This is a genomic window from Deefgea chitinilytica (assembly GCF_016881405.1).
GTDB classification, from domain to species: domain Bacteria; phylum Pseudomonadota; class Gammaproteobacteria; order Burkholderiales; family Chitinibacteraceae; genus Deefgea; species Deefgea chitinilytica.
Genome location: NZ_WOFE01000003.1, coordinates 205,228 through 220,988 on the forward strand (window position 1 = coordinate 205,228; position 15,761 = coordinate 220,988).

A 15,761-nucleotide genomic window follows, 5' to 3' on the forward strand; every position below is an offset into this window, starting at 1 on the left:
TTATGCGGCGATGCCGCGTGTTTTTTAGTGCGCGGGCTGCCGCGCAGCAGGAAGGGGGCTTTGCTTCTCCAAAGCCCGCTTTACCCCAAAGGAGCCCCGAGGCGCGCCCAGCTCCGCTGTTCCCTTGCTCGTCGTGAGCCAAACGATGAAGCTGTTGGTCTCTCTCCTCACGCGGTGCGCGCTTTAACGGGGGTTTAAGCCCCTGCCCAATCATCGCGGCACTGCATTTGTGATGTTGCTGTATTGAGATTTTGTGCTGATACGATGTCATGCTCGGTGGACTGAGGTTTTTAAATCTCTCGATATCAAGCCGACGAAGTCGGTGCAGATATAGGTGCGCCTTTCTTTGCTGATTTTCTTTGGGGACTGAATATATAAAATCCCAAAGAAAGTAAGTCCTTGTCGCGGATTGCGACTGTAAAGCAATGTGCCGTAGGCACTGCAAAGAATGCGGACTTGAAAGCATCGCTTACTCCACCGCCAGCCGCATGGCCATCGCTGCTAACCATGGCGCTAAAAATAGCGATCCGCACAGAATCGCCGCCAGTAATGACAATTCGGCGTAACCGGTTAATCCGCCACTGACCGCCGCCACCGCGCCGCTGCCGAAAATCAGCACAGGCGCGTACAGCGGTAGCGCCAGCAAGGCCAAGAGCATTTCGCCTTGGCGTACGCCCAAGGTCAGCGCTGCGCCAACGCTGCCGAGTGCGCTGAGGGTTGGTGTGCCAATCAGTAGCGTCGCCATCAGCATCAATAATGCATCAGCCTCTAAGCCGTATTGAATGCCCAGTAGCGGGGCAATCAAGGTCAGTGGTACGCCAGTGCTCAGCCAATGGGCGATGAGTTTGCCGGCGACCATTACGCTGGCGGGGGCTGGCGCAAGCAGCAGTTGTTCGAGCGTGCCGTCTTGCCAGTCGGCGTGAAACAGCCGTGGTAGCGCGAGTAAATTGGCCAAAATCGCCGCTACCCACAACACGCCGGGGCCGATCCGCGCCAGCAATTGCGGCTCGGGTCCGACGGCGAGCGGAAATAGACTGGCGACTAAGACAAAGAAAACCAGTCCAACTAGTAAATCACCACGTTGTTGCCATGCGAGCAGTAGATCACGTTGAATGACGGTGAGGAAAAAACGGCTGTAGCTCATTTTTTCACCGATAGATTGAGTTCGGTGAGGTTGGGTATAGTCTCAGGAATGATTTGATGCGAGGTAAAGATCGTGATACCTCCGTTGGAGCAATGTTCGCTGATCCATGTTCCGAGTTGTTCTTGCGCTTTGGCGTCTAAACCCACAAACGGCTCGTCTAGCAACCACAGCGGACGGGGCGTAGCCACTAGTCGCGCCAATGCAGCGCGTTTTTTCTGCCCTTGTGACAAGCTCCGCACCGGTAAATCGGATTGCCGCGCCAAACCGACTTGCGCCAAAGCCTGCAAAACCGCCGCTTCAGAGAGTGGATTGCCCGCCAGTTTGGCCGTGAGCTGTAAATTGTCAAAGGGACTGAGCAACTCTTTCAGTGCGTCTTTATGACCGAGGTAATGCAACTGCGCGTAATAATCGTCGCCAAGCTTTGCAATCTTTTGCTCGCCCCAACTAATTTCACCGTGCAGCGGCTGCGTGAGACCTGCAAGCAACTTGAGTAACGTTGTTTTGCCCACGCCATTTTCACCGCGTAAATGCACACAATCGCCCGCTTGGAACGTGAGTGAGAGCGCAGAAAACAAAAGGCGATTGCCGCGTTGGGCGGCCAGTTGGGCAATAGAAAGCATGAGTGTCAGTATACGGAAGGTGCTGCTTGCGCGGCAGGTATTTGGCTCTAGCTGCGGCTATCTAATAAGAGGTAGTCCTTAATGCAAGCAGCATGGAGCAAGAATTCTTTTATAGTAATAGGTGCGGCGTGTGGCTTCAGATCGCAGACTATTCCATCGAGTGCAACAATGTGTTGTGTTGAATATAGATTCCGCCGCGATAGATTTACTCGTACAGTTCGACTCATCTCTTAACACTGGGCGTTGCTTGTTCGCCCCTTTGTAATACGCCGTTCATAGGGAATCATGCAAAACCTCATCAGTACTTCGCCAGTGTCATCAGATCGGGGGTTAGCCGACCGATTTGGTCGCGCCATCCGTTATCTACGATTGTCGGTGACTGATCGCTGCGATTTGCGCTGCAATTATTGCTTGCCGAAGGGTTTTGATGGTTACGAAGAGCCAAAGAATTGGCTGAATTTCGATGAAATCACGCGATTAGTCGGCATTTTTGCACAGGCTGGCGTGTCGCGCGTGCGTTTGACTGGCGGTGAACCGCTATTGCGCAAGAATTTGCCTGAACTTGCGGCGCGTTTGGCCGTTTTGCCCGGCATCGAAGATCTGTCTTTGTCGACCAACGCGACGCAACTGGTTAAACACGCTTCCGCGCTAAAAGCGGCTGGCGTAAAACGCATCAATGTCAGCCTCGATTCGCTCGATAAAGGCTGTATTAATACCATCACCGGCCGCGATAGTTTTGACGCGATTATGGCGGGCATTATGGCGGGCAAAGCCGCTGGCTTTGCGCCGATTAAACTCAATATGGTCGCCATGCGTGGCGTCAATGACCACGAAATCAGCCGAATGGTCGCCTTCTGCCTCGAAAATGACTTTATCTTGCGGCTAATTGAAGCGATGCCGATGGGCGATACTGGCCGCAATGCGCAGTATCTCGATTTGAATCCAGTGCGCGAGCAACTGGTACAGCAATTTGCTCTGATTCCCGAAGTGGCCGAGCTGGGTGGTGGCCCAGCTCGCTATTGGCAAACTGCCGACGGTAGCGGTCGAGTCGGTTTTATCACGCCGATTTCGCAACATTTTTGCGCCACGTGTAATCGCGTGCGCTTGGCGGTCGATGGCACTTTGTATATGTGTTTGGGGCAAGAAGAAAAATTCGAATTTGCGCCTTTGTTGCGTGGCGGAGCTTCGGATTCTGAAATCCTTGCGGCATTAAAAGAGGCGATTGAGCTAAAACCGGAGCGGCATGAGTTCAAAGAGCAGCCGGGGAAGATTATTCGGTTTATGTCGCAGACGGGGGGGTAGGTATTAGCTTATAAGCTTTGTCTATCAATTGCTCTATTTGTATACCTGCTTTTTTTATGTGCCTGCGGCACGATGGATTTCGATGCGCGTTTCCGTCGCGCGGACGGGTTCATTTCTTTTGCTTCTCCAAAAGAAACGAACCAAAGAAAACGAGCCCCGGGCGCGCCCAGCTCCGCTGTGCCCTCGGTCGTTCGTGAGCCAAACGATAAAGCTGTTTGTCTCCCTCCTCACTCGGTGCGCTTGGACGGGATTTGAAAACCATGCATCTACCATTGGCGTACTTGGTTGCGTGAATTGTTTGGTATCGCATGGTGGGTTATAGGTTTTATGTGCCTGCGGCACGATGGATTTTGGTGCGCGGGCTGCCGCGCGGCAGGTCTATTTCTTTTGCTTCTCCAAAAGAAATAGACGAAAGAAAAGGAGCCCCGGGCGCGCATCGGTTCCCGATGCCCTCGATCGGTCGTGAGCCAAACGATAAAACTGTTTGTCTCTCTCCTTACTCGGTGCGCTTAGACGGGATTTGAAAACCAGACATCCACCATCGCGTGCTTGGTTGCGTGATTCGATGGACATAACATCGTTGGTTTCAGGTTTCAGGTTTCAGGTTTCAGGTTTCAGGTTTCAGGTTGATGTGTGGACGTATTTGAATGTGGCCTTTATTTATCATGGCCTAGATGGCAATACATCGATTTTAAATCGCGCTCGTTGGTCTGGGGTTTAATATCCCGTTAAAACGAACACCGAGCACGAAGCGAGACGAACGGTTTTATCGTTTGGCTCGCGCCACGCGAGGGAACGGCGGAGCCGGGTTCGTCCCGGGTCGCCTTCTTTTGCTTACTTTTCTTGGCGAAGCAAGAAAAGTAAGTGCCGCGGCGCATAGCCGCTGACGATGCTTGGAAGTAAATGGAGTGGATAGGTTAAACTGTAGTTTTTGACTTGCCGCTGGCTAGAACCGGAATTTGAATATAATTATCGTTTAGGCCAACAAAGACAATTGAGAATCGACTAAGAAATCATGAAAAAAACAAAGCTTAAATCTCTACTTATAGTGTTATTTTCACTTACTTTATTTTCGTTTTACTTGTATTTTTCATCGAGCCCTATTGAGCGATATGCTGAAGTAAATCCCAAAGGCTACTTAATACTTACTATGGCCTACAAAACTTGGCCTGTTACTTCTCCAGATATTGTTAAAGAGCAAATGGAAAAAGAAGGTTATCTAAGTCTCAAAGTATTTCGTGAATTTTTTCAAAAAATATTCTTAGTCCATATTTAACTAAGGAAAAACATAAAGATAGGTTAATTGATAGTGTGAGAATAAAAAACAATCAAGACTACGATGAGGCAGAGTTGGAATTTATGAGAAAAGGATTGGAGAAGGAAATCGCTCGTAAGTACCAAATATCAAATTAGATAGCTACGTAGCTCCGATTAGCGTAGCGTAATCGGAGGAATGACTTGCGTACGATTACGCTATGCTAATCGTACCTACCTGCTGATGTTTCCGCTTTGGGTCGAAATCTGATTTTCATATCTAGTGGTAATTAGATTGGTTGTTAATAAAAAAACGAGAATTAAATTGTTTGTTTAAAATCTTAAATGCTAAAAAAATCTCCCCATATCCTCGCCATCACCGGCTACTCCGGTTCCGGTAAAACCACCCTTATCGAAGCACTACTCCCCGAACTCGCTCAACTTGGCTGGCGGGTGAATGTGATTAAGCATTCGCATCATGATTTGGAGCTGGAGCCGCCGCGTAAAGACAGCGCGCGGTTTCGCGCGGCGGGGGCGGGGGAGGTGATGGTGGTTTCGCCGTTTCGTTATGCGATTGTGCATGAACTGCGCGGCGCGGCGGAACCGACGTTGGCCGAGCAAATCGCCCGTCTTGCGCCAGCGGATTTGACGCTGCTGGAAGGCTTTAAGTCGGCAGAAATTCCTAAGATTGAAATCTGGCGCGAGGCGAATGGTAAACCACTGTTGTATCCGATTGATGCCAGTATTATCGCGATTGCCACGGATAGTAATGAGCAGCAGGCGATACCCGTGCTAAATTTGAATGATATTCCCGCGCTGGCGCGGTTTATTTTTGATTTGTTTGCTAAAAAACCGTAGTCCACGAAAAACACGAAATGCACGAAAAAAATTTTTCTTTAGCGACGAGTTTGGCGTTTAGGACTTGGTGCATATTAACTTCCCAATATTGGCGTCATTCCCGATAAAAGTATTCGGAGATGATGGTTTGGTTGAGCTTGGCATTTCGGACGCTTATTTTTAACCTAATTGTCTTTGTTCGTGTTTTTCGTACCTTTCGTGGGCTCCGCTTTTGACTTGTTCTGATTAATTTTTTGGAAACTCGCATGCTTGATTTTGATACCGCGCTGGCTAATTTGTTGGCTGCTGCGCGCCGCATTACTGATATTGAAACCGTGCCGCTGCTCTCTGCGAATGGGCGCGTGTTGGCGCAAGATATCGTCGCGCCGATTAATGTGCCCGGTTTTGATAACAGTGCGATGGATGGCTATGCGCTCAATATTGCCGATTTTGCCGCGCCACCAGCCGATTTTGTCATTAGCCAGCGGATTGCGGCGGGTGAGGTGGGGACAAGCTTGGCGGTGGGGGAGGCAGCGCGGATTTTTACGGGCGCGCCGATTCCTGCGGGGGCGAATGCGGTGGCGATGCAGGAAGTCTGCAGCGTGAGCGAAGGCCGTGCCAGCGTGGCGATGTCGCTGAAACAGGGCGCAAATATTCGGCGTGCAGGCGAAGACATCGCCGCGCAGACTGTGGTGCTGGCGGCGGGAACGCGCTTGGGTGCAGCGGAAATTGGTTTGGCGGCGTCGATTGGTGTGTCGATTTTGCCGGTGGTGCGGCGCTTGAAAGTGGCTTTGCTTAGCACTGGGGACGAGTTGGTCGAGCCGGGATTCAATTTGGCTGCGGGGCAGATTTATAACTCGAATCGCTATGCGATCAATACTTTGCTGCAAACGCTGGGCTGCGTGGTGAGCGACTTTGGCATTGTGGCTGATGAGCGCGAGGCGACGATTGCGCTGTTGCAAAAAGCCGCAGCAGCACACGATGTTGTTGTGACTTCTGGAGGGGTATCAGTTGGTGAAGAAGATCACGTAAAGGCTGCGGTTGAATACCTAGGTGAGCTTGATTTGTGGAAAATCGCGATGAAACCTGGCAAACCATTCGCGCATGGCCGGATTGGCGACACTGATTTTATTGGCTTGCCCGGCAACCCAGTATCAAGCTTTGTGACTTTTCTGATGCTGGTGCGACCGTTCTTGTTAGCAAGACAAGGTGTTCAGCAGCTTGAACCGATGCGTTTGCCGTTGATCGCTGCATTTGATTGGAAAAAGGCCGGAGATCGACGTGAGTTCTTGCGTGTTCGGCTCAATCGTACTGGTCAAGTTGAGCTATTCCCACGCCAAGGCTCTGGCGTGTTGACCTCGATGGTGTGGAGCGATGGTTTGGTCGATTTGCCGGCAGGACAAACGATTGCAGCGGGCGAGGTGGTGTCGTACTTGCCCTTGTCGGTGTTGTGTTAAAGGAAAGATTATGATTTCCGTAGTGTATTTCGCGCGTTTAAAAGAAGTATTTGGCCTTGCTGAAGAAACGCTGGCCAACACGCCCGCTAGTGTTGCTGATTTAATTGATTTACTGGCGGCACGCGGTGGCGTCTGGAGCGAGGAATTGGCGGGGGGCAAGGTGTTTCGCGTGGCGATAAATCAAGAGATGGCGCGCCTGAGCGATGAGATTCCCGAGGGCGCCGAAGTGGCGATTTTCCCGCCGGTGACCGGAGGTTGAGTGTGGATCAAACTGTCGCAGATCTGATTGTTGTACAGACGCAGGATTTTGATGTGGCTGCTGAGTATGCGCGGCTTGCGGGTGATGCCCGTATTGGTGCGGTGGTGATGTTTGTCGGTCGCGTGCGGGATTTGAGCCCTGAGCCTGAATTGATCGCCTTGGAATTAGAGCATTACCCCAAAATGACCGAACGGGCTTTGCAACAGATTGTGGCTGATGTGCGAGCGCGTTGGGCGCTTGACGCGGTGACGCTGATTCACCGCGTTGGTCCCTTACACCCAGCTGAGCAAATTGTGTTGGTTTTGACCGCCAGTGCGCATCGCGATGTCGCATATGCTGCAAATGCGTATATCATGGATTACTTAAAAACAGAGGCGCCGTTTTGGAAGAAAGAAGTGAGCTCGACCGCTAGTCATTGGGTGGATGCGCGCGAATCTGACCAAACGGCAAGGCAACGTTGGGAATGATGTGATGGTCGTGGCAGCGATTGCGTTAGCACGGGCGGGGAAGAATCAATGATCGTGGATGCGGTGATTTTGGCGGGCGGTGAAGGCCGCCGAATGGATGGTCGGGACAAAGGCTTGGTCGAGTTGTCGGGGCGGCCATTGGTTGAGTGGAGCTTGGAAGGCGTACAGCGCCAATCGGTGGCGGTTAACCATGTCTTGATTTCTGCTAATCGCAATCTGCCAGATTATGCCCGCTATGGCTTTGCCGTACTGCGAGATGTGTATCCCAATCATCCGGGGCCCATGGGCGGCATTCATGCGGCTTTCTTGGCCTCCCCTGCCAAGTTGATGCTGGTGATTCCGTGCGATTCGCCGTTTTTGCCTGCCGATTTATTGCAACAATTGCGCGCCGCGATGGAGCCCACAAAAGCACAGGCAGCAGTGGCCAAAACCAGCGATGGCCGGATTTATCCAACGATTTGTTTGCTGTCTCGCTCTGTTTTACCGTCTCTGATTGAGCATTTATCCTGCGGGCGTTTGAAAATGCTCGATTGGCTCAAGAGTATCGGCGCGGTTGAAGTCACGTTTGCCAAAAATAGTTTCCCTAATTTGAATACCTTGGATGATTTATCGGGTTTGGCTAATCGCTTGTCTGGCGCTGAGGCAATTCCGGTGGCGGGGGGGTTGACGCATTTTAATAGTGCGGGTGACGCGCATATGGTTGATGTTGGCAAAAAAGCCGACACGCACCGTGTTGCGACCGCGCAAGGCGATATTCGAATGCTGCCTGATACACTGCGTTTGATTGAAGAAGGGAATAATAAAAAAGGCGATGTGCTGGGTGTGGCGCGAATTGCCGCGATTATGGCGGCGAAAAAAACCAGTGATTTGATTCCGCTGTGTCATCCATTACCACTAACCAAGGTGAACGTAGATTTTCAAATTGACCGGATGAAATCGACCGTGCGCTGCATTGTAACGTGCGAAACCTACGGCAAAACCGGTATCGAAATGGAGGCACTTACTGCCGTGAATGTAGGGCTGCTGACCATCTACGATATGTGCAAAGCGGTCGATAAAGGCATGGTGATGACGGATATTCGTTTGCTGGAGAAAATCGGCGGTAAATCTGGGCATTGGGAAGCCCCCGTCGACTCGTTAATGATTTAGTGCTGCGCTAAGCTAGCGCGGTTGCTGAATTTGAAAAACAGATTAAAACAAAGCCCAGCTTGAAGATTCTAGCTGGGCTTTTTTTTCGTTTATGCCCAAGGGATTGGGGTTTTTGTTACTGCCACCGCGATCATATAGCCAAATGTTGCAAGCGCAGCAACAAAAGCGCTTGCACGGATCGCAAGGGTTTTTCCGCGTTTAATCGCAATCGTGCCCAGGCCGATATAGACAATTAGGGCGATCAGCTTCGCCATAATCCACGGCGTTTCACTGGGTTTTAAGCCTAGCATCACTGCCAGACTCACCCCCGCGATCAGCAAGCCCGTATCGATAATATGCGGTGCAATCCGCAAAGTTTTCATTTGCAAAGCCTTGGATGACTTCAGCATTAATAGCCCGCGTAGTAAAAATAGCACGCCAGATAGCGTCACTAAGCTTATGTGCAGATGCTTGATGTCCAAATAATATTCCATGCTTTTGTCTCGATGTGATGAATAGGTCTTATGCCTAGACGATTAAAACAGTAAAATGTTGCATTGTCGGCCTTAAATTGTAGAAAAAAATGGAAGAACCACTTCGCTTATCTAAACGCATGGCCGAATTAGGTCTGTGCTCCCGTCGCGAGGCCGATGAATACATCTCACGTGGTTGGGTTTTGGTCGATGGTCAGGTTGTCGACGTGCTGGGTACTAAAGTATTGCCGAGCCAGCATATTGAACTGCATAAATATGCGGCGCAAGTACAAGCTGGCCGCGTAACGATTTTGATTAATAAGCCGGTGGGTTATGTTTCGGGTCAGGCCGAGGATGGCTATGAGCCAGCTGTGGTGTTGTTTAAGCCAGAAAACCGCTGGGAAGGCGACAATAGCGGCATTCCGTTTTCGCCCGTTCATTATCAAGGTCTCGCACCTGCTGGCCGTTTGGATATTGATTCGGTCGGTCTCTTGGTGTTGACGCAAGACGGTGTAGTCGCCAAAACCTTGATTGGTGAAAACTCACAAGTTGAAAAAGAATATTTGGTGCGGGTGTCCGGCCATTTGAAAGCCGAAGGCTTGCGACTGCTCAATCACGGTCTGGAGCTTGATGGTGAAAAACTCAAGCCGGCGCGGGTTTGGTGGCAAAATAAAGACCAGTTGCGCTTTATCCTGCGCGAAGGTAAAAAACGCCAAATTCGCCGTATGTGTGAGCTGGTTGGCCTGCAAGTCGTCGGTCTACAGCGGATTCGCATTGGTCGCATTTTGCTGGGCGATTTGCCGCGCGGGCAATGGCGCTATTTGGCACCGAATGAGTCGTTTATTGGTGGCGATATCGAGAGCTAGGCCGTCGCGCCTTGCTGTTGTTGCGGCTTAGGGTCTGTTGACGTTTGGTTTCCCGCCGCGCTGGAGTGATTTTCACGGCGAATCAAGGCGTAGTAAGCGATGCATAGTCATTCTATGTGAGCTTGCTACAACGCAGAGTCGCCGCGAAAAGCGCCCAGCCGCCCTTCGGGTTTGACGGCTTTTGGCCTGATGCTGCGTTACAAAGCGCTGGCGTAGAATGACTACGCTGCGCGCTTCGTGCCTTGCCTCAGGCCAAAATCCGCACAAACGCGGCTGGTAAACCAAACGTCAACAGACCCTAGCAGCCCTCTCGTTGAGAGGGCTTCTTATTGAATGGGATTGAATGTGATGCGTGCAGATTTATGGCTGGTTGAACACGGCTTTGCCCATTCACGTACCGCGGCGCAAACGATGATTTTGGCTGGTCGCGTATCGGTGGATGGCAAGTTGCTCAGTAAAGTCGCGACCAAGCTAGCACCATACGCCAAGGTGAACGTAGCGGCTGATGAGCTGGATCGCTATGTGTCGCGCGGCGGGCTGAAACTCGCAGGCGCTTTGGCGGCGGCTAAGCTGGACGTAACGGGAATGCTGGCACTGGATGTGGGCATTTCCACGGGTGGCTTTACTGATTGTTTGTTGCAAGCCGGAGCGCGCCGCGTGATCGGCGTAGAAGTCGGTCATGATCAATTGCACTCACGCTTATTGGCGGATGAACGGGTTGAGCAATTTGAGGGCGTCAATGCGCGGCATTTGAGTCTGGATGTGATTGCGCCAGCGTTGCGTGATGAATCGATTGATTTGGTTGTCGGTGATGTGTCGTTTATTTCGCTGACTTTAGTACTACCTGCGCTGCGCTCGGTGCTGCCTGTCGGTGGGCAACTCCTGTTTTTAGTGAAGCCGCAATTTGAGTTAGGGCCGCAAGCTTTGGGCAAGGGCGGCATTGTGCGGGATGAGGCCTTATATCCGCAGGTTGCAGAGAAAATCAGGCTTGCTGCGAGCAATACTGGTTTTAAAGTGCAAAATTATTTCGCTAGTCCGATTGCTGGTGGCGATGGCAATAAAGAATTTTTTATTCAGGCCGTGGTCGTATAGTGTTATGGTATATGCTTGTAGATATTGATTGATAATGCTTTTGATCGTATACATCGATAGATAAATGCAAGCAGGGTCATCTTGTTGAATCAATATGACCCTGATGCATTTCTAATGCTTAGAAACCATCGTTCAGCGCAAAGCCGGCTCCGATGGTGTTTTGGCGCCAGTTATGGTCAATCATCGTTTCACCGTAGCCAGTAAAGCCTTGGACATAGGCACGCAATGGGCCTAGTACGGGTGGCGAGTACCAGCCGACTTGCAGCGCGCCTTTTCCGGTACTGAGATTGCCGCGAGCTAGCGCAGTAAAGCTGTGACCGTTCCAGCGATAGACTGCATTGAGCTGGCCGTGGCCATAGTAATCAAGAATGTCTGGATTTTCATCGACATCGTCGCTTTCAGACAGGCGATGCCATAGCTTGCCGTAAATGGCGAAATTGCCGTTTTCGATGCCTACTTCAGCAAAGAGTCGATCCCAGCTGCGTGAGATGCTCTCTGTTCTACCATTCGATTGGTGAGCGTAGCCTGCATTGAGCAATTTCCATTTGAAACCGGCACCTAAATCCACATCTGGGGCATAGCTGACGATCAGCTCAGGCATGTAGTTGGTTTCGCGGAATGGGCGCGAGTGATCGGCGTTGTAGACTTGCCAGTTGTTGTTTTGGGTGTAAGCACCCCAAACGCTCCAGCGGCGATCATCGGTGGTCCAGACCCGGCCTTTGAAACTGAGCTGGAATTTGGCTTCGATTGAATCTAGCTCATCTTTTGCATCCGGTTTTAATACTTTATATGGCGCGTTATTCGGGTTGTCTGAGTAGCGGCCTAGCAAAATATAGTTTGAATGATAGGTGCCAAGCTGATAGCGATCAGACGATGGGTCTAAACCCCAGGCGGTAGCAATCATTGATGTTGATTCGGTGCTTGCTGGGCTTGGTGTGGCAGCAACTTTTGCTTCTGGTGCTGGAGCAACCACAGGGGCTGCTTCTGTGCTAGTGCTGGCTATTGAGGTGGCAGCTTCAGGTGCGCCGCCATTGGCTTGGTCGTAGCAAGCAAGGCGTTCAACGCTGGAGACGATGCTGCGGCAATTGGATTGTGCCGCCGCGCTGCCTGCTGCAAACGCAACCAGCAAGGCCAGTGAGAGTGAGGTAAATTGCATTTTAGATTCCTGATGTTAATCGTTGATTTTTTGCGATTTTACTGTATTAGTTGCTCTGTGGTTTGAGTCGGACGCTGATGGTGCTGAGGCGCTTTAACTGCTTGTATTCATTTTTTATAGGCCAGCGGTCATAGGTCAAAATTTCTACCGGACGCCAAATTAAGACCCAAGCAAACACCACTAAACTTTGCTCTAGTGTGACGATCAGTCGTGAATTAGGAAACGCATTCATCAAGCCTAGGCCAATTAAAGTGCATACTAGAAAAATTAAAAAACCAATGAACAAACCTTTGCGACCAAGTCGGATGCCTTTGGCGAGCTCGGCTGCTTTGTCTTCGCTTCGGGTGACAAAATGGTGCCTGATTGTTCGCTCTAGTTGCTCGGCATTGACTTCTGGCAGTTTATTGGCCGGTAGAAAAATATTTAGTTCTATAGGCTCGTTGAGCGGAAGATTTTCGCAGTTGGCCAAAATATAACGCTCTGCTTGAGGATCTAATTCACGCTCACGAAAAGGAGCGGGATCAAAGCCGTTAAATAATTGCTCAGTGGTATTGATGCGCAGTTCAATTTGATGAGTCATCTCTAATTCCTGTTTATTGGCCATACATCAATGTCAGGCCGAATAGCAGCACCACCGCGAACAAAGTCATGGCCGCAATCGGCCAGTGCCCTAATGCAGTATCTAGTTTGGCTGCGCGGCTACTGATTGCTGTGGCGGGCTTTGTACTAGCTTGCAGTACGGCTTGTCCAATATCACCTGCCTTGATTGTGGGGAGTCGAATAGGGATGAGCCAAAGTACCGATGCTATGCTGATGCCGGCCAAAATAGGCCATAAGCCAGCCCATAATTTATAGGCTTCAAGGGCTTTGAGTAGTTCATGATTTGAGGAATGGGCGATTAAGCCTGCCGGTAGCAGTATGCAGCTTAGCGCTAGCCCAAGCCATGCGCTAGATTGGCTCAATAGCGCCTGAGCATCGGGTGTTGTTGCGAACATGGTCTTGAGCTGACGAATAAAGTGCAGCATCAGCAGCGTACTCGCAACAGAGGATAGGGTGGCCACCGTGTACGCGAAACCATCCCCCATGAAGTCTTTTGTAACGGCCTTTGCTAAATCGCCACCTGTCAGTGGTAAGCCTGCAAAACTCAGTGCAATCAAGATGACTGGCGTTAGCACGAACCAATAGCGGCGCTGCCCCGTGGCCACAATAACTCCAATTGCAAGGAATAAGCCCCCTTTCGCAACCACATGGCGCGCAGCATAAAATGCGGCAGCCAATCGTGCGCCGTCATCGGCCACCATTAAACCCATGCCCAAAATCGCGATGATAAAACCCATCTGGCTCACGCTCGAGTAAGCAAGGATGGTTTTCGGGTCTTTTTGTGTTAAGCCAATTGCTACGCCATAGAGCGCGCCAAATAATCCAATCGCTGCGAGTGCCATACCCCAATCGGGCAGAGCAAGCTGGTGTGGTAAAAACCGAATTAATCCTAATACACTGGCTTTGATGACTGCGCCACTGAGTACTGCGGCGACGGGGAGGATGGAAACGCTATAGGCTTTTGGCATGAAAAAATGCGTAGGAACCAGCCCAGCTTTAATACCAAAACCAATCAGTAATAAAGCAATAATCAGGTCGCGTTGCGATGAATCAGCTAAAGCCAGCGACGCATCATGAATCCACAGGCTATGCTCTGATGTAATCGAAGCGAGTAAGACAAAAGCGAGTAATAAAAAGGTCTCAGCAAATAAGGCTATCCCAAGATAGATCATTGCCACTGATTGCGAGCGAGCTGAGTTTTCAATCATCACCAAGCTACTCGCACCTACGCTCAGTAGCGCTAATAAACCGTAAAAACTGACCATGTCTGCCGCTAGATAGACGCCCATGCAGCCTGCGAGCGTCATCAACCAGCATACTGAAAACCGTTCGGGATTGACTGTGGACGGCAGCGATTTTTGCGCGTAACACGCACTGGCAATCCATAAAATAGCGGAGGCTCCCAGCAAAATCGCGCCTGCTAAATCTAAGGAAAAAGCGACGGGAACTCTGGGGCTGCCTAAAATCAGTGCGGGGGCGTCAACAGATAGTATTGCTGTAAAAACAGCAGGAATTGGTGCGTAGGGCAGTATACCTAGCATTTTTTTGCGAAGTGGTGCAAAAAAGCAGGCTAGTAATAAGGCCAAGGGTAAGCCAACGGTAATGCCGATCAATAGCGTAGCAAAGTTCATGGTTGCCCCAGCAAAACGGTGGACGGACGACCAATTTGAATCAGATCAATCGGTAGAAATGCGGCAAGTCCGAGTAAAAATGCCGTAAGTGCTAAGGCTAATACCACAAGTTCACGATAAAGTGGCACCGCCATTTTAGCTGGCGTTGGCTCAGGGTTGATTTGCATCGCTTGCACCATCACGATAAATACGTAACAGCTGGTGAGCAGGCCACCGATCAGCATGACTATCGCCCACCACCATTGTCCCGTGTTGAGTGCGGAGGATAGTAAAAGCCATTTGGCCAAAAAACCGCCTGTTGGGGGCAAGCCAATTAATGACGCTCCAGCCAGTGCAAAGGCCAACATCGTTAACGGTAATTGACGACCGACTCCACGCAAATCTGCGATACGGTCATGGCCTAAAGTACTGTAAATCAAGCCAGCAGCCATAAACATCGCTGCTTTGGCGGTGGCATGTGAAATCACTTGCAGCATGCCGCCGGTGCTTGCGCTTTCAGTCGGCAAGTGGAGTGCAGCAAGGCCAAAAAATAGCGGGAACATCAAAAATAAATAACCAATTTGCGCCACCGTCGAATAGGCAATCAGTAGTTTTAGCCTTGCTTGGCGTAGCGCAACGATATTGCCCACGATAATAGCGGCAACTCCTAATCCCGCCAAACACTGCGCCGCAGATAAAGTAACTAGCTCGGGCATTACATCGAGCCAGAGTCTCAATAATAAAAAGAATGAGCCTTTCACGACCAAGGCTGACAATACCGCACTGGCGCCGGCGGGGGCACCTGCATGCGCGGGGGGGAGCCACAGATGCAAAGGAAACAGCGCCGTTTTGGCTAACAGCCCGACAGTCATTAAAGCGGCTGCGGCATAACTGATTGCCTCTGGACGGATGGCTTGTGCAAGCAGCGTGATATCCAGCGTGCCGTAGGCACCATAGAGTAAAACCGCGCCTAGTAGATAGAGTACAGAACCCAGCAGAGCAAATAATAGATAGCGTAGCGCTGCTTGCAATGTCGCGGTCTTGCCATCGAGGCAAACCAGAGGAACGCCGGCAAAAGTGACTAATTCGAGTGCAACATACAGCGTGAATAAATCACTCGCGAGGAAAATCAGATTCAGCGCACCCCAGACTGCGAGTAGCAGAGTCCAAAACATCAGCGGTGCACGCGCTTCTTTGACCTCGCTGGGCGTTGTAAAGTCAGCGCGCGCAAATAGAGCGACGGCAAACAAAATCACGGCTGTGACCAGCAGCATTGCCGCTGCAAAACCATCAAGGTGCAACTGAATTCCCAGTGGTGGCGCCCATCCGCCGAGTAGATAATTCAGTGAGTTTTTGGTTTCGATCAGTTGCCAAACAAGCGCTGCGCTGAGTGCAATTCCGATAAAAAAGGCGAGGGTGGCAACGGTCTGTGCGCGTCTCCCTCCCGCAACAAAAGCGATGATCATGCCAATAAAAGGCATGGTCAGCGCCAAAAC

15 protein-coding genes are annotated in these 15,761 nt (G+C 50.8%); 8 read left to right on the plus strand and 7 right to left on the minus strand.

Annotated elements, in window-relative coordinates; genetic code table 11:
* Positions 1-469: 469 nt before the first annotated feature.
* Together ccmB and ccmA are read right to left on the minus strand one after the other, a co-directional pair.
* Positions 470-1,144 carry a heme exporter protein CcmB gene (ccmB, locus tag GM173_RS08925; RefSeq protein ID WP_203571030.1) on the minus strand — a complete coding sequence of 225 codons (675 nt, stop codon included), beginning with the start codon at positions 1,142-1,144 and terminating at the stop codon, positions 470-472.
* Positions 1,141-1,764 (minus strand): cytochrome c biogenesis heme-transporting ATPase CcmA, encoded by a 624-nt coding sequence (ccmA, locus tag GM173_RS08930; protein ID WP_203571031.1) that lies wholly within the window; start codon positions 1,762-1,764, stop codon positions 1,141-1,143. Before ccmA ends, ccmB begins: the two co-directional genes overlap by 4 nt.
* A 285-nt stretch (positions 1,765-2,049) precedes the next feature.
* Here ccmA and moaA point away from each other — a divergent pair, with 285 nt between their 5' ends.
* From moaA to moaC, 6 genes are all read left to right on the plus strand, one after another.
* On the plus strand, positions 2,050-3,066 hold the full coding sequence (gene moaA / locus GM173_RS08935) for a GTP 3',8-cyclase MoaA (RefSeq protein WP_203571032.1): 1,017 nt from the start codon (positions 2,050-2,052) through the stop codon (positions 3,064-3,066).
* Positions 3,067-4,665: 1,599 nt separating this feature from the next.
* Positions 4,666-5,178 carry a molybdopterin-guanine dinucleotide biosynthesis protein B gene (gene mobB, locus GM173_RS08940; protein WP_203571033.1) on the plus strand — a complete coding sequence of 171 codons (513 nt, stop codon included), beginning with the start codon at positions 4,666-4,668 and terminating at the stop codon, positions 5,176-5,178.
* A gap of 245 nt (positions 5,179-5,423) precedes the next feature.
* Positions 5,424-6,614 carry a molybdopterin molybdotransferase MoeA gene (locus GM173_RS08945; RefSeq protein WP_203571034.1) on the plus strand — a complete coding sequence of 397 codons (1,191 nt, stop codon included), beginning with the start codon at positions 5,424-5,426 and terminating at the stop codon, positions 6,612-6,614.
* A 10-nt stretch (positions 6,615-6,624) separates the two neighbouring features.
* A complete protein-coding gene (locus tag GM173_RS08950) occupies positions 6,625-6,873 on the plus strand; it encodes a MoaD/ThiS family protein (protein ID WP_239078448.1) in 249 nt (82 codons plus the stop codon).
* Positions 6,874-6,875: 2 nt separating this feature from the next.
* A complete protein-coding gene (gene moaE / locus GM173_RS08955) occupies positions 6,876-7,340 on the plus strand; it encodes a molybdopterin synthase catalytic subunit MoaE (RefSeq protein ID WP_203571035.1) in 465 nt (154 codons plus the stop codon).
* Between the two features lie 48 nt (positions 7,341-7,388).
* Entirely contained in the window at positions 7,389-8,489 is a 1,101-nt protein-coding gene (gene moaC, locus GM173_RS16440; protein ID WP_444542498.1) for a cyclic pyranopterin monophosphate synthase MoaC, read from the plus strand.
* 89 nt (positions 8,490-8,578) lie between these two features.
* On the opposite strand, the gene GM173_RS08965 is transcribed toward moaC, so the two are convergent.
* Entirely contained in the window at positions 8,579-8,962 is a 384-nt protein-coding gene (locus GM173_RS08965) for a SirB2 family protein (protein ID WP_203571036.1), read from the minus strand.
* 89 nt (positions 8,963-9,051) lie between these two features.
* On the opposite strand from GM173_RS08965, the gene GM173_RS08970 reads away from it, so the two are divergent.
* Positions 9,052-9,807 carry a pseudouridine synthase gene (locus GM173_RS08970; protein WP_239078449.1) on the plus strand — a complete coding sequence of 252 codons (756 nt, stop codon included), beginning with the start codon at positions 9,052-9,054 and terminating at the stop codon, positions 9,805-9,807.
* Positions 9,808-10,155: 348 nt separating this feature from the next.
* On the plus strand, positions 10,156-10,899 hold the full coding sequence (locus GM173_RS08975; protein WP_239078450.1) for a TlyA family RNA methyltransferase: 744 nt from the start codon (positions 10,156-10,158) through the stop codon (positions 10,897-10,899).
* A 118-nt stretch (positions 10,900-11,017) separates the two neighbouring features.
* Here GM173_RS08975 and GM173_RS08980 read toward each other — a convergent pair whose 3' ends face one another.
* Genes GM173_RS08980 through GM173_RS08995 form a run of 4 tightly spaced genes read right to left on the minus strand, consistent with a single transcriptional unit; the run spans position 11,018 to position 15,746 of the window.
* Positions 11,018-12,055: a phospholipase A gene (locus GM173_RS08980; RefSeq protein ID WP_203571037.1), complete on the minus strand. Its 1,038-nt coding sequence runs from the start codon at positions 12,053-12,055 to the stop codon at positions 11,018-11,020.
* A 46-nt stretch (positions 12,056-12,101) separates the two neighbouring features.
* Positions 12,102-12,635: a hypothetical protein gene (locus tag GM173_RS08985; RefSeq protein ID WP_203571038.1), complete on the minus strand. Its 534-nt coding sequence runs from the start codon at positions 12,633-12,635 to the stop codon at positions 12,102-12,104.
* A gap of 13 nt (positions 12,636-12,648) precedes the next feature.
* Entirely contained in the window at positions 12,649-14,286 is a 1,638-nt protein-coding gene (locus GM173_RS08990; protein WP_203571039.1) for a proton-conducting transporter transmembrane domain-containing protein, read from the minus strand.
* Positions 14,283-15,746, minus strand: coding sequence for a complex I subunit 5 family protein (locus GM173_RS08995; RefSeq protein WP_203571040.1), 1,464 nt, complete (start codon positions 15,744-15,746; stop codon positions 14,283-14,285). The genes GM173_RS08990 and GM173_RS08995 overlap by 4 nt, the downstream gene beginning before the upstream one ends.
* Between the last annotated feature and the right edge of the window lie 15 nt (positions 15,747-15,761).